Origin of the sequence: Pedobacter jeongneungensis, assembly GCF_000633455.1 — a bacterium.
Lineage (GTDB): Bacteria > Bacteroidota > Bacteroidia > Sphingobacteriales > Sphingobacteriaceae > Pedobacter > Pedobacter jeongneungensis_A.
Map to the genome: position 1 here is coordinate 84774 of NZ_AYMG01000013.1, position 15215 is coordinate 99988.

A 15215-nucleotide genomic window follows, 5' to 3' on the forward strand; every position below is an offset into this window, starting at 1 on the left:
AATTATCGGAGGCTAAAATACCAAACCCAGGCGATTAAGAAAAGCTGAAAAGGTATTCTGAACCATAAATATTTTGGTCCGGGGCCGGGTTTATACAGGTCTTCGTAATTAATACGGTGTTTTGCCGCGTATATATTGCTCGGTAAAATGGCAATGTAAAAGATAATCAATACAATTCCTATGTAATATCGGGTACTTTCTATACATAAGCCTATGGCAAATAAAATTTCCAGCACACCTGTAAAAAGTACAATTTCTACCTTTTTAGGAATAAATAATGGAATCATGGCCGCCATGCTGGTTTTAAACTTAAAATGGCCAATAGCTGTAAAAAGCAACATCACGCCCATAGCAATATTACCTGCAAAAACATTTCCTTTATCAAACGTAGTGTGACCGCCAAATGCTAAAAGTGCCACATATACAAAGAGCAATACAAATAAAGGTTTCATTAAATTATTTTATCAGATTAAATGCAATTAAGATAGTTGCTACGAACAGTATCACCAGGCCTGATAAAAATATAAAATCTGCTGTTTTTTCGAGCCGCTGACTAGAAGTTTTTACCCTTCTCATTGAAATAAAAGATAAAATACAGCTGGTCATAAAAAACATCACCGCTGCTACGGCGAACTCATCAATCAGCGAACCATCTGTAAGTGCCAGCTTTTTTAGAGAAGTTAGCACGATGAAGCAGATTCCCAATAAGTTTGCAGAAGTACTTAAAATATGTGGCGATCTGTTTTCGGCCATTTTAATCTTTTTCCTCTAATTTAATCTTTTTAGTAATCCGGTAAACGCGTTTCTTTTTATCGGGCTTATGTTCTTCGCCCATTAAAATACCCCAGGGTTTGAGGTTATCTACCCGGTCGAATATTATTTTTAGCATAGCCAGGTAAGGGATACATAAAAACATACCTGAAATGCCCCAGATCATTTCGCCAACCACAATGCCAATAAAGGCGAATAAGGCATTGATTTTTACCTTTGAGCCTACCACCAGTGGCATCAACACATTTCCGTCTACGGCGTGCACACCTACAAAAGCAATTAACACAAGCAATACCTTACCAGCCCCGGCTGTTGCGAAAGTGATTAAACAACTTACCAATAGTGCAAAGAATATTCCCAGGTAAGGAACCACGTTAAAAATACCCGCTACCAAACCCAGTAAAACAGCATATTTAACGCCTAATAAACTAAGTACAGTAATCATTAATACCGTAACAATCAGCATCTGCAGGAATAAGCCAATGATGTATTTTTTGATGATATACTGGATCTGACTTACAATTTCTGTTACTTTTTCTTTATGTTCTTCTCTAAAAACCGAGGTTAAGAAGGTAAATAAAACCCTGCGGTAATTTAAAATGAAGAAAGTAAATAATAGTGTAAAACCTAAAAACAACAGAGTCGAAGATAGGGTAGCCAGGGTTGTGGCTACAATTGCCGCGCTTGTGGCCAGTGCTTTTTCCGTACTATCATTTAAATAATCGAGTTGTTTCTGCGAGTTTACACCAAAAGTATGCGAAATCCATTTCTGCAGTTCGTGGTACGAAACATTGGCTTTTTCTTTTAATAAAGGCCAGTCTGCCCATAAATCACTCAATTGATTGCCAAAAAAGTAAATAATGCCACCTATTACGGCAATCATCAGGATTACTGAAATCAGCGTTGATAAGCTCCTCTTAAACTTTAACCTGCGTTCTAAAAAATTACCAACAGGCAGTAGTAAAATCGCCATTAAAAATGAAAAAAGTAAAGGTGCCAACAACGATTGGCCTAAAATGGCAATGTAGGTTAAGCTGATTAAACAGAAAAGGACCAAAGCCAGTTTGGGTAGAAATGATAGTTTTTCTTTCATATATTTTAAAATCCTGTTTAATACAAAATGCCCGAGTAATTGTTTGATTATTCGGGCATTTAAATATAAGAGATTATTTTTTAATATCTACTCGCCTGGTCTAAAAGTGAAATATCTTCAGGTGATAATTTTAGGTTAGCCGCATCGGTGAAAGATTTTAGCTGAATTAGATCGGTAACACTTGCAATTGGGGCCGTAATTGAGGGGTGATAAATTAACCAGGCCAATGCTACAGAAGCGGGTTCAACATGGTGTTTATCTGCAACCTGATCCAGTGCTTCTAAAATCCTGAAGCCACGGTCGTTCATAAATTTTTTAACACCGCCGCCCCGCTGACTTTTCTTTAAATCATCTTCGCTGCGGTATTTTCCCGTTAAAAAACCACTGGCTAAAGAATAATATGTAACTACACCCAGACCATGTTCTAAGCAGATTTTTTCGTGTTCCTGTTCAAATTCTTCTCTATCGTAAAGGTTGTAGCCAGGTTGGCAAACCTCATAACGTGGGAGGCTATGCTCGCTTGAAGCAAGCAGCGATTCTTTTAACCGATCTGCAGAAAAATTCGAAGCGCCGATCCAGCGTACTTTTCCGGCTTTAATTAGTGTTTCATAAGCACCTAAAGTTTCTTCAACCGGAGTGCTTTCGTCATCAAAGTGAGAAAAATAAAGGTCAATATAATCGGTTTGTAAACGGGATAAAGAATGTTCCACTTCATTAATGATGTAATCTTTCTTTAACGATTTCCCTTGACCCATATCTGAGCCAACTTTTGTGGCAATAATGATATCGTGGCGTTTGTTCTGTTTTTTGAGCCAGTTGCCGATGATAGTTTCCGATTCACCGCCTTTATTTCCCGGTACCCAGCGAGAATATACATCGGCAGTATCGATAAAATTAAATCCGCTTTCTACAAATTGGTCTAATATCTTAAATGATTTTTGCTCGTCGATGGTCCAGCCAAAAACATTTCCTCCAAATACAATGGGTGCAATATTTAAATCGGTTTTTCCTAAGGTTCTTTTTTCCATGATATGAATGTTGATGTTATCCTAACAAATTTAGGTTGTACTGGTTTTTGTAGGTGGTCTAAATTATGTCAAAATGATATCTATGTTTTTAACCGCAAAGGCACGAAGACACAAAGGTGAACGGGAAGTGGTAAAAAGTTGGGAGACTATTCTTTTGAAATTTTATCTTCGGACTTTCGAACTCCCGACCCCGGACTTTACCCATCATCCAGCTTATATTTTCCGTACTTTACATTCCTTTAACCGCTCTCAGCATTTCTCTTTTTCCTGGTGCACCTGGTAATTTTTCAATAGTAAATCCGTTGGCTTTAACCGCCCTTTTCAATTTTCCTGTAATGGCATAGGTTACAAAGATTCCCCCTGGTTTTAAAAAACTGCAGGCATGTGCTATAATTTCATCGCTCCACATTTCAGGCTGGTGCTGAACAGAGAATGCATCATAATAAATGATATCAAACTTTTGGTCGGTTTTGTATTCGGCCAGGGTAGTGTGCGGAATTTCCAATGTACAAAGCGACGTGAGTTTTTGAGGTGCTGTTAATGCATTGGGATAATTGGTGATGAAATCCCCCCAGATTGTCTCTGAAACATAAGCCGAATAAGCAGTTTGTTCGATTACCTCGCTCGTAAGCGGAAAGGCCTCTATACTGGTATAATTAAGGTTAATCTTGTTCGCTTCACAATATTCGAAGCTTAAAATAAAGTTCAGTCCGGTTCCAAAACCAACTTCTAAAATTGAAATTTCTGACTGATCAACTGAAGCGAATTTCAAACCTGCATCTATAAATACATGTTTACTCTCCTGTAATGCGCCATGTTTACTGTGGTAATGTTCGCCTATGGTTTCGTTATAAAGTGTATTAGAGCCATCGGCAGTAGGGGTGATAATATTCATGGGCTAGGATTTTATTAATTTTTTAATGTAATGTTGCAAATATAGGAACAGGATTAATATGAATTTTGAATTTCCAGGATCATAGGAACAGGATTTATTTGATTTTAAGATTTCCATGATAAATGCACAGTTCCAGGATTTAATCATTTAAGGATTAACTAGTCAAGATCAGATTTGTCTTTATACTTATGTCTTGCTACTTGTGTCTTACTACTTCTGTCTTTAGTCTTTCCGCTTTCACCTTTAATTTTTTGTTACTAGCTTTGATCTTACCTTAAACCCTAAATATGGATATCGAATCTTTCAGAGAATATTGTTTAAGCTTGCCGGGCACCACCGAAGGCATGAAATGGGAACATTTATGTTTTATGATAGAAGAGAAGATTTATATCATCATTGCTATTGATGAGGGTAATCGTTTCTCCATAAAATGTAATCCCGATGAATTTGAGGAGCTTGCGGCCAGAGATGGCATTGCACAGGCCTATCACTTGGCGAAAGGGCAATGGATCCAGATCGAAAATTTGGAGGTGCTAAACGATAGAGAATTAAAAAGCAGGGTAGCTGATTCGAGAGCGATGGTTTTGGCTAAATTACCGAAAAAAACGCAGGCAAAATACGTTTAGGCATTATACCAATTTCTTTAATGCCATGATGTAACCAATGTGCATCCCTTCGTGGAAGGGTACAAAATTTATGGCATCCTCTATGGTGTTTAATTTCATGCCGTAGCGTTTATCCCATGGATCGAATTGTATGAAAATACCATTTGCATAATCTGCTGCCAAACGATCCATACTGTTTAAAAGCACCTCGAAAATCAAATCAATTTCTTCTTTTTCGATAAAATGATCTGGTTTTGTTCCGCTTAAAAATAGAGAAAAGTAATTTTCTTCAATAGTTACGGCTAAACCTGACCGTACATAACAAAGGTTTTGCTGGGCCGCGGTGAGGTGTGCAATATTCCAGATGATGTTATTGTTAAAACCCTCAGGAATTTTATTCAATTGTTCAGTGCTTAAATCTTTTACGAGTGTTAAAACGAAAGCCCTGGTGTTTTTGATCTGGGCGATGGTAGCTAATGTATCGGGCATTTAGATTATTGTTTCGGCGCTTGCTTTTTCATTTCTTCCTCATTCTTAAACTCTTTCGATTTCATGATATTGAATTTGTACATATCTTCAGTGTTAACCAGTTTTCGGGTACATTTTTCAATATCGGTACCTTCCTGCCACAAATACGGGCGAAAACTATAAGTTTTGGATCCATCTAAATTACCAATATACTGGTTCCAGGAACTCCAGCGCAGGCCTTTGTAAAATTTAGAAAGGTCGCTATCGAAGCAAAAAACAAGAAATTCGCCGTAACCTGCACCCAGTGGCTGCCAGGTTAAACTGTTTGGTTCAAGGTAGTATACATTTTTAATGTCTTTACCCAAACCGCCATAATTAATGGCAAAGAAACCGCCAACCGCGTCATCGGCAATTAACAGGTAGGGCATATTATCTCCATATTCCTCAAGCGTTTTTCCTTTGTTCCATTCGGCAATGTTACGGTTCAGTTTTTCGCTGCCCGAACCTAAAATCCTGATCCAGCCATTATCTACTAAAATGCCGCCTGTATTATAAATTACCGATCCCAATGTGGCATAAGTGGTCATTTGTGCGTGATATAAAACCTCTTTTGCCTTAGCCGAATCGACTGGTAATACTTCAACCTTGTTTTTTGCAGAATCGATCCATTTTTTTACCAGTGGCCAGGCAGGGTCTGTTTTATCGATTAATTTTTCAATACTGATCAATTTATTCTCCTGAGCAAAACCTGTGAAAGAAAATAAAGTTAAACCGAGGATAAAGAGAGATTTGATTGGGCTTTTCATTGAAGGATACTTATGTTTTTTCAAAGATAGAATGATAATTAAGAATTGTAGAAAGGAGTAGGATTAATTTTTGATACGGTAAAAGTATTGAGTTTAATTGTTTATTCGTGGGGACAAGAACCAAGGCGCGTAATTGTGTTAGAGAATGTAACCATTTCTGATTCGTTTAATCGAGCAGTCGGATGTTACCATCTGACTGATTCTTCTAATATCTATAGATAATTGATACTTTCAATAAGTGTCAGATGTTACATCTGACACCACAGCGAGATACTATTTATAAAAAACGCCCCGAAAAAAATCGAGGCGTTCGTAATATAGGGATGATATAAATAATTAAATTTTAAAGCTGTGGGGAGAAAAGCCTTTCACCCTCCACCTTCCAGCCTGCCACCCTCAAAACTACCACATTCTAATCCTATCTTCTGGTTTTTTATATAATTTATCACCAGGTTTAACATCAAAAGCATTATACCAGGCGTCCATGTTAACCGGAGCACCAATGGTACGGTATGGACCTGGAGAGTGTGGATCGGTTTTAATTAACTGAGCAGCACTTTCTGGTAAAATATTGCCTCTCCAAACCTGTGCCCAGGCTAAGAAGAAACGCTGATCTGGCGTGAAACCATCAATTTTCTCGTTGCTCTGACCTTGTTTAGTCATTTTGAAAGCCGTGTAAGCAGCATTTAAGCCACCTAAATCACCGATATTTTCGCCCATGGTTAATTTACCAATTACGTGCACAGTGTCTAATACAGTGTAACCATCAAACTGCTCGCCTAAAGCTTTGGTTTTAGCATCAAATTTAGCTTTGTCTTCCGCTGTCCACCAGTTTTTTAAGTTACCGGCAGCATCGTACTGGCTTCCGCTATCATCAAAACCATGGCTCATTTCGTGACCGATTACAGCACCAATACCACCATAATTAACCGCATCATCAGCATTTGGATCGAAGAAAGGGAATTGTAAAATCCCCGCAGGGAAAACAATTTCGTTTAAAGTTGGACTGTAATAAGCGTTAACGGTTGGAGGCGTCATACCAAAACGTTTACGGTCAACTGGTTTACCCAATTGATCAACCATTTCGTTGTAACCCCAAACACTTGCATTGCGTAAGTTTTGGAAATAGGTGCCTTTATTGATTGTTAAACCATCGTAGTTTTTCCATTTTTCAGGATAACCTACTTTAGGTGTAAATGCGTGTAGTTTAGCCAATGCTTTTTGCTTGGTTTCAGGGCTCATCCATTCTAAACCATTAATCCTGATTTCAAAAGCTTTACGAAGATTCACAATCATCTGGTTCATACGCTCCTTCGCTTCTGGTTTGAAATATTTAGCCACATAAAGCTGACCCAATAATTCGCCAATAGTGCCATCAGTTAAAGATGACATGCGTTGCCAACGTGGAGTTTGTACTTTCTGGCCAGTTTGAGCCTGTGTGAAAGCAAAACTTGCCTTAACAAAAGGAGAACTTAAGCTTGATGCCGAACCTTTTAAAATGTTCCATTCCAAATAAGTTTTCCAATCTTCAACCGGAACCGATTTTAACATGCCATCTAAACTTGCCATAAATTTAGGTGAAGAAACCAAAACCGTATCCTGACTTTTAATTTTGAATTTAGGTAGATAGGTAGTCCAGTTAATATCCGGTGTTTTTTTGTTTAATTCAGCAACAGTAAGTTTGTTATAAGTTGCGTAAGGATCACGCATCTCTAAACGACTCATCTGTGCCTCTGCAAATTGTTTCTCAATTTTATAAACCGTTGCAGCTTTTTGTTTGGCCTCTTCAGGAGAACTTCCTGTTAAGGTAAATAAAGTAACCATGTAGGTATTATATGCCTCACGGATTTTAACACTACGGGCATCATCTTTCAAATAATAATCACGGTCGGGTAGGGTTGTGCCGCCCTGACCAATATTAACCATGTATTTATTTGCATTTTTGCGATCCTGGCCAACACCTAAACCGAACATCCCGCCGCCTAAACCATTGGTTCTCATATAAGCAACCTGATCTAGAACACCTGGAATATCTTTAATTTGTCTCACTTTCGCTAAATCAGCTTTTATCGGCGTGTAACCTAATTTTTCAATGGTCACGCTGTCCATGGCAGCCGTGTAAAAATCGCCAACCCTGCGTTTTACTGAGCCTGCAGGTGCAGATTTATCTGCAGCAGCATCCTCTACCAAAGATTTTACAGCATTGATATTGAAATCGCGAAGTTCGTTAAACGAACCCCAACGTGTTTCTTTAGCAGGAACAGGATTGTTTTTTACCCACGCACCACTTGCGTAGGTGTAGAAATCATCGCCTGGCTTAACGGATAAATCCATGTTGGCAGGATCGATAAATTTTTTTGTTTGTGCATTTGCAGAAAAGCCAGCAGCGACTATACCCAGTGCCGCAAAATATCTTTTCAAATTTTGGTATTTCATTCGCTTAATAAGTTAGTATTTACTGCGAAATTTATGAAATACTAATCAATACTGAAACAATATATTAAGAATATTACTTGTTAAACCAGTAGTAGATTTTTGCTAAGCCAAGACGTCTGATGAGTTCGGATGCTGAAAATGGGATTTTAATAGATTTCATGATTTTTAAATCTTTTATACACTATTAACATTTTTTAACAAATTTTATTGTGTGCTTGTAAAAATTATTGCTATTAAGAATGATTCGGGATAAACCATTTAATTTTCCATAAATTTGAATTTTAAAGGTTAGAAAATGAGTGTGCAGCGCTCCATCGGGTTTTTTAGTCCCGCCATTCGCTGTAGCCCCGATGAAAAATCGGGGGCTGTCGCTGCTGTCGGGTTTATTAACAGCATTTAAGGCGTTTGGCTTTTGATTACTAATCCCACAATAAATAATGTTTTAGCATATAATATAATGAGCCATTCCCACGATAAAGAAGATAGCTGTTGCAGCAGTAAAGCACATGCTGCACCAAAACATAACCACGATCATGCACATTCGCACGATGAGGGTGACGATCACGACCATGACCATGGTGGAGACCCATCTTCATTTAAAACCTATCTGCCAGCCATTATAACATTGGCGATGCTGTTGATCGGAATTGCTTTCGATAATCTTTTTAAAGTTCCGGCATTTCAGATCATCAGACATTACTGGTACATTGTAGCTTATTTACCTGTAGGTATTCCGGTTTTACGTGAGGTTTGGGAAACTTTTAAAGCCAAAGATTTTTTTACCGAGTTTTCACTAATGTCTATCGCTACCATTGGTGCTTTTGCCATTGGTCAATATCCTGAAGGTGTAACGGTAATGCTTTTTTATACCATAGGCGAACTGTTTCAAATGGCTGCGGTAAACCGTGCAAAAAGAAACATCAAAGCTTTGCTCGATGTACGGGCCGATGTTGCGCATGTATTCCGCAATGGAAAATACGAGGCTATTAATCCTGAAAAGGTAGAAATCGGCGAAACCATTCAGGTTAAAGCAGGAGAGAAAATTCCTTTGGACGGTGAACTTATTAGCGATAAAAGCAGTTTCAATACGGCTGCATTAACGGGTGAGAGTAAACCGCGTACCATTAATAAAGGTGAAGCCATTTTGGCCGGAATGCTCAATCTGGATAAAGTAATCGAAGTGAAAGTAACCAAGGTTTTTGCCGATAGCGCCTTATCGCGCATATTGGAAATGGTTCAGAACGCCACTACACGTAAAGCTAAAACCGAACTTTTTATCCGCAAATTTGCAAAGATTTATACACCGATTGTTTTCTTTTTGGCGCTGGCACTGGTTACCATCCCGATTTTGGTTTTGGGCAGCGAATATCACTTTCAAACTTGGTTGTACCGTTCGCTGGTTTTTCTGGTAATTTCATGTCCCTGCGCTTTGGTTATTTCTATTCCGTTGGGTTATTTTGGCGGCATTGGTGCTGCATCGGCAAACGGCATTTTATTTAAGGGCTCTAATTTCCTCGATCTGATTACCAAACTCAATACCGTGGTAATGGATAAAACGGGTACGCTTACCAAAGGTGTTTTTAGTGTACAGAAGATAGAAAGCAGTATTGATGAAAAGGAATTTTTGAACCTGCTAACTGCTGTTGAAGCTAAATCGACACATCCGATTGCCAAAGCAATTGTTGATTATGCTGGCAATAAAGAAATCCATCCCGCAGATAATATCGAAGAGATAGCCGGAATGGGCTTAAAAGGAACCGTAAATGGTAAGGTTGTTTTAGCTGGAAATGTTAAACTACTGGAAAAATTTAACATTGGTTTTGATGCTAAAATCAAAAATATTGAAGAAAGTATTGTCGTTGTAGCCGTTGATCAACAATATGTTGGTTATGTTTTAATTGCCGACGAGGTAAAAGAAGATGCTGCCGAAGCCATCAAACAGTTGCATGAAAACGGAATAAAACAGGTGGTGATGTTGAGCGGCGATAAAACGACCATTGTTAAAAAAGTAGCTTCAGGTTTAGGTATCGATACTTACTATGGCGATTTACTGCCCGAAGATAAAGTGGCCCGGTTAGAAGAAATCAAAAAAGATAAAACAAAGGTGGTGGCATTTGTAGGCGATGGCATAAATGATACCCCTGTTTTGGCCATCAGCGATATTGGTATCGCGATGGGTGCAATGGGAAGTGATGCTGCTATTGAAACAGCTGATGTGGTCATCCAAACCGATCAGCCTTCTAAAATTGCAATTGCCATTAAAATTGGTAAAGCCACCAAAAATGTGGTTGTCCAGAATATTGTATTGGCATTCGCGGTAAAAGCAATCGTCTTAATTTTAGGTGCAGGGGGCATAGCAACCATGTGGGAAGCTGTTTTTGCCGATGTTGGTGTAGCACTTTTGGCTATTTTAAATGCAGTAAGGATACAGAAAATGAAGTTTTTTTAATGGGTTAATTGTTTAAATTGATTAACTGATATAGGAGCATTCAAACTAAAGCGTTGATTTTATTGATCATTAGTTCATTAGCCATTGGTTGATGTGCTAGTTGCTTATTGTGAGCTGGTTCCGGATGATGTTTTGAGGATGTGTAAAATAATTTATCACTTTCAATACTAAGCAATTTAGTATATTTGGTTATGTCGAAAAAAACAGTTCCATATCCAGTCCTAGATGAAATCGATGAACCTGTTAGGCAGTTCAATGAACTTGATGCTTCATTAACTTACAGCTACGCTAACTATTTAAACTGGCTTTTCCCTGAAAGGGTAGAGCTAATTGCAGGTAGAATCTTTAAGATGAGTCCTGCGCCATCAAGCGTTCATCAAGTGGTAGTAGGTAATATATTTCTTAAATTGGGTAACTTTCTTGATAAACAACCTTGCAAAGTCTTTATTTCTCCATTTGACGTTCGCTTTCCAAAGGAAAGTAACAGCGATAAATCTATTTTTACCGTTTTACAGCCCGATATCTTTGTAGTCTGTGATAGAAACAAAATTGATGCCCGTGGTTGTGTAGGCGCACCCGATCTTGTTGTAGAGGTTTTGTCCCCAGGCAATACCAAAATGGAGCTGCTTCATAAATACCGTGTTTACGAAGAATTTGGTGTTAAAGAATATTGGGTGGTGAGCCAAAGTGATCAGAATATTTTAATTTACACCTTAAATGATATCGGTAAATTCCAACCCTCTAAAATATTTACCCTAAGCGAAAAAATTACTTCAACTGTATTGCCCGGTTTTGAACTGGCATTAGATGATGTATTTGAAGATGTGTAAAATAATTTATCACTTTTAATACTAAGCAATTTAGTATATTTGGGTATGTTGAAAAAAACAGTTCCATATCCAGTACCAGATGAAATCGATGAACCTGTTAGGCAGTTCAATGAACTTGATGTATCATTAACCTATAGCTATTCTAACTATTTAAACTGGCTTTTCCCTGAAAGGGTTGAGCTGATTGCAGGTAAAATCTTTAAAATGAGTCCTGCGCCATCAAGGGTGCACCAAGGAGTTTCTATTAATTTGTTAAATCCAATAATCAATTTTTTAAAAGGTAAACCCTGTAAGGTTTATGCAGCGCCTTTTGATGTCCGTTTTCCAAAGGAAAGCAAAGCGGATAAAGATGTATTTACGGTTCTCCAACCAGATATCTGCGTGATCTGTGATAAAAGCAAACTTGATGCGCGTGGCTGTATCGGTGCGCCTGATCTGGTAGTCGAAATCTTATCACCAGGCAATACCAAAATGGAACTGCTTCATAAATACCGTGTTTATGAAGAATTTGGCGTTAAAGAATATTGGGTGGTGAGCCAGAGCGACCAAAATATTTTGATTTATACCCTAAACGATATCGGTAAATTTCAGCCCTCTAAAATATTTACCCTAAGCGAAAAAATTTCGTCAACAGTATTGCCAGGTTTTGAACTGGCTTTAGATGATGTTTTTGATGACGTAGAGTAAGCGTTTTATGAAACTGTACGTTGATTCTTGTCTTGCACGAACTAATGTTTCTAAACCTGATTGACGTAGTAGTTCCTACTTCACGTCGGTACTACAATCAAAAAGCAGGACTAAATAAAATGAAATGCTGAATCTGCTTTCCAAAAAAACCAACACCCCTTATCTTCCAAATACGCTGATTGAAGTTTGGCTGCTTTAGTCTTTAAGCTTGCTTGGCTTTGGTCTTTCAGCTTAATTAGCTATTTTTGAACTTTTAATACATTCATGAGCATATCCACCAAGTACAATCCTGCAGAAACAGAAGATAAATGGTATAGCTATTGGCTATCTAAAAAGTTTTTTCATTCAGAACCCGACGAGCGTGAACCTTACACCATCGTAATTCCGCCACCAAACGTCACAGGTGTACTGCACATGGGCCACATGCTCAACAACACTATCCAGGATGTTTTGATCCGCAAAGCCCGTATGCAGGGTAAAAATGCATGTTGGGTACCTGGAACCGATCACGCCTCTATTGCGACCGAAGCAAAGGTTGTGGCGATGCTAAAGGAGCAGGGTATCAATAAAAAAGACCTTTCGCGCGAAGAATTTTTGAAATATGCCTGGGAGTGGAAAGAAAAATACGGTGGTATTATTTTAGAACAGTTAAAAAAACTGGGTGCAAGCTGTGATTGGGACCGTACCCGTTTTACGATGGAAGAAGATCTTTCTGAAGCGGTGATCGATTCGTTTATCCACCTTTACAAAAAAGGATGGATTTACCGTGGTATCCGTATGGTTAACTGGGATCCGGCTGGTAAAACAGCAGTTTCTGATGAAGAAGTAATCCGTAAGGAAGTAAACCAGAAATTATATTATATTAAATACCTGATTGCTGGAACTGAAGATCAGTTTTTAACGATTGCAACCACGCGTCCGGAGACAATTATGGCAGATGCGGCAATCTGTATCAACCCCAATGATGAGCGCTTTACGCATTTAAAGGGTAAAAAGGTTTTTGTGCCTCTGGTTAATCACGAAATTCCGGTTATTGAAGATGAATATGTAGATATCGAATTTGGTACAGGTTGTTTAAAAGTTACACCAGCGCACGATCTGAACGATTATGAACTGGGTGTGAAACACAATTTGCCGGTTACCGATATTTTAAATGATGACGGTACTTTAAACGAATTAGCGGTTATTTTAGTGGGCGAAGACCGATTTGTTGCCCGTAAGAAAATTGCCAAAATGCTGGAAGAAGCTGGTCATTTGGATAAGGTGGAAGATTATAAATCGCAGGTTGGTTTCTCTGAACGTACAGATGCCGCCATCGAACCAAAACTTTCGATGCAATGGTTTGTGAAGATGAAAGAAATGGCTCAACCTGCTTTGGATGACGTTTTGAATGGTGAGGTAAACCTGATCCCGAATAAATTTGAGAATACTTACCGCCACTGGATGGAAAATGTTCGCGATTGGAACATTAGTCGCCAGTTATGGTGGGGACAAAGAATCCCGGCCTGGTATGACGATAAAGGAAACTGGGTGGTAGCCAAAACAAAAGATGAAGCTTTAGAAGAATTCTGGAAGAAGAAACATCTCGACGAAAGCTGTTCTGATGCTGAAAAGGCTGGATTTAAACATCAGTTGGAGCCATTTTTAAGACAGGATGACGACGTGATGGATACCTGGTTCTCTTCATGGTTATGGCCGATTTCGGTTTTCGATGGGTTTAAAAATCCTGATAATAAAGACATCAACTACTATTATCCAACCAACGATCTGGTTACGGCTCCAGAGATTTTATTCTTCTGGGTAGCACGTATGATTATGGCGGGGCATGAGTTTATGGGCAAAAAACCATTTACTAATGTGTACTTAACGGGGATTGTTCGCGATAAATTAGGTCGTAAGATGTCTAAATCGCTGGGTAACTCACCTGATCCAATCGGATTGATAGAGAAATATGGTGCTGATGCGGTTCGTGTTGGGATGTTAATGTCGTCGCCAGCCGGAAACGATTTAATGTTCGATGAAAGTTACTGCGAGCAGGGACGTAATTTCGCCAGCAAAATCTGGAATGCTTTCCGTTTGGTAAAAGGGTGGGAAGTGGATGAAAATCTTGCAAATCCAAATACGCAGGCCATTTCGTGGTTCGAAAACCGTTTTAACGAGGCTTTGGTAGAAATTGAGGCTAATTTTAAACAATACCGTTTATCAGAAGCTTTGATGATCACCTACAAACTGGTTTGGGATGATTTCTGTGCATGGTATCTAGAAATGGTTAAACCTGCTTATCAACAGCCGATTGATGCCGAAAGTTATAAAGCTACAATTGCCTTTTTTGAAAATATCATCAAATTATTGCATCCCAATATGCCTTTCATCACAGAGGAATTATGGCATGATGATCTTTTCGCCGATCGTGGTGAACTTGATTGCTGTATTGTAGCCGAATTCCCTAAAGGTGGTACTTTCGAAGAAAAATTGTTGAAAGAAGCAGAGGTAATTAAAACAGTTATTGCCGAAATCAGGAATGTGAGGAACCAGAAACAGATTTCGCCTAAAGAAGCATTGCCATTAAATATTAAGGTGAATTCTGACTTAGATTACGAAAAATGGTTAAATATTGTTTTCAAACTGGCCAATGTATCAGAAGCGGAGATTGTAAACGATAAAATTGTTGGAGCAACTGCTTTTATGGCCGGAAAAGATGAATTTTTCATCCCGCTAACCGAAAATATTGATGTAGAAGCAGAACGCGAACGTTTAAATGCCGATTTAGTATATTTACAGGGCTTTTTAAAGTCGGTTGTTTCGAAATTAAGCAACGAACGTTTTGTACAGAATGCAAAGCCTGAAATTATTGCCAATGAACGCAATAAAAAAGCCGATGCTGAAGCTAAAATCAAAATTATTGAAGAAAGTTTAGCGGTTTTAGGATAATCATAATCTCACAAACCTATAAGGTTTTTAAAACCTTATAGGTTTTAAATAATCCCTTTAGAATTTTTTCTAAAGGGATTTCTCTTTTTCATCCATTCCCCATCTTACCTCTTAAATTTTCCATCTTCCTTTGCCTTTCTAAATTGTTACCTAAGCTCATCCTTTTATTAAACTAAAAATCCTAATTTGGATTCTGTTAAACATCTTATAAATCGT

The 15215-nt window shown here is 38.3% G+C and carries 13 protein-coding genes; 5 read left to right on the forward strand and 8 right to left on the reverse strand.

All coding sequences use genetic code 11. From position 1 onward, the window contains the following. Window positions 1–2 precede the first annotated feature (2 nt). The 5 genes from U859_RS0112520 to mnmD form a co-directional block, all read right to left on the reverse strand. Window positions 3–452, reverse strand: a complete 450-nt coding sequence (locus U859_RS0112520) for a hypothetical protein (protein ID WP_025143712.1) — start codon at window positions 450–452, stop codon at window positions 3–5. A 4-nt stretch (window positions 453–456) separates the two neighbouring features. Next, a complete protein-coding gene (locus U859_RS0112525; protein WP_025143713.1) occupies window positions 457–753 on the reverse strand; it encodes a hypothetical protein in 297 nt (98 codons plus the stop codon). Between the two features lies 1 nt (window position 754). Beyond that, on the reverse strand, window positions 755–1864 hold the full coding sequence (locus tag U859_RS0112530; protein ID WP_025143714.1) for an AI-2E family transporter: 1110 nt from the start codon (window positions 1862–1864) through the stop codon (window positions 755–757). A gap of 80 nt (window positions 1865–1944) precedes the next feature. Continuing rightward, entirely contained in the window at window positions 1945–2892 is a 948-nt protein-coding gene (locus U859_RS0112535; RefSeq protein WP_025143715.1) for an aldo/keto reductase, read from the reverse strand. Between the two features lie 229 nt (window positions 2893–3121). Then, a complete protein-coding gene (gene mnmD / locus U859_RS0112540; protein ID WP_025143716.1) occupies window positions 3122–3787 on the reverse strand; it encodes a tRNA (5-methylaminomethyl-2-thiouridine)(34)-methyltransferase MnmD in 666 nt (221 codons plus the stop codon). A gap of 287 nt (window positions 3788–4074) precedes the next feature. Here mnmD and U859_RS0112545 point away from each other — a divergent pair, with 287 nt between their 5' ends. Beyond that, window positions 4075–4413 carry an MmcQ/YjbR family DNA-binding protein gene (locus U859_RS0112545; protein ID WP_025143717.1) on the forward strand — a complete coding sequence of 113 codons (339 nt, stop codon included), beginning with the start codon at window positions 4075–4077 and terminating at the stop codon, window positions 4411–4413. Window positions 4414–4416: 3 nt separating this feature from the next. On the opposite strand, the gene U859_RS0112550 is transcribed toward U859_RS0112545, so the two are convergent. The 3 genes from U859_RS0112550 to U859_RS0112560 all read right to left on the reverse strand — a co-directional run bounded on the left by U859_RS0112550 (window position 4417) and on the right by U859_RS0112560 (window position 8102). Next, a complete protein-coding gene (locus tag U859_RS0112550; protein WP_025143718.1) occupies window positions 4417–4881 on the reverse strand; it encodes a DinB family protein in 465 nt (154 codons plus the stop codon). Between the two features lie 5 nt (window positions 4882–4886). Then, a complete protein-coding gene (locus U859_RS30410; RefSeq protein ID WP_029985713.1) occupies window positions 4887–5666 on the reverse strand; it encodes a DUF2625 family protein in 780 nt (259 codons plus the stop codon). 402 nt (window positions 5667–6068) lie between these two features. Then, on the reverse strand, window positions 6069–8102 hold the full coding sequence (locus U859_RS0112560; RefSeq protein ID WP_025143720.1) for a M13 family metallopeptidase: 2034 nt from the start codon (window positions 8100–8102) through the stop codon (window positions 6069–6071). Window positions 8103–8559: 457 nt separating this feature from the next. Between U859_RS0112560 and U859_RS0112565 the strand changes: the two genes are divergently transcribed. The 4 genes from U859_RS0112565 to U859_RS0112580 all read left to right on the forward strand — a co-directional run bounded on the left by U859_RS0112565 (window position 8560) and on the right by U859_RS0112580 (window position 14999). Beyond that, window positions 8560–10551, forward strand: a complete 1992-nt coding sequence (locus tag U859_RS0112565; RefSeq protein ID WP_025143721.1) for a heavy metal translocating P-type ATPase — start codon at window positions 8560–8562, stop codon at window positions 10549–10551. Between the two features lie 191 nt (window positions 10552–10742). Then, complete coding sequence (locus U859_RS0112570; RefSeq protein ID WP_025143722.1) at window positions 10743–11381, forward strand: Uma2 family endonuclease; 639 nt, start codon at window positions 10743–10745, stop codon at window positions 11379–11381. Between the two features lie 45 nt (window positions 11382–11426). Next, complete coding sequence (locus U859_RS0112575; RefSeq protein ID WP_029985716.1) at window positions 11427–12068, forward strand: Uma2 family endonuclease; 642 nt, start codon at window positions 11427–11429, stop codon at window positions 12066–12068. Between the two features lie 264 nt (window positions 12069–12332). After that, window positions 12333–14999: a valine--tRNA ligase gene (locus tag U859_RS0112580; RefSeq protein WP_025143724.1), complete on the forward strand. Its 2667-nt coding sequence runs from the start codon at window positions 12333–12335 to the stop codon at window positions 14997–14999. The last annotated feature ends 216 nt before the right edge of the window (window positions 15000–15215 follow it).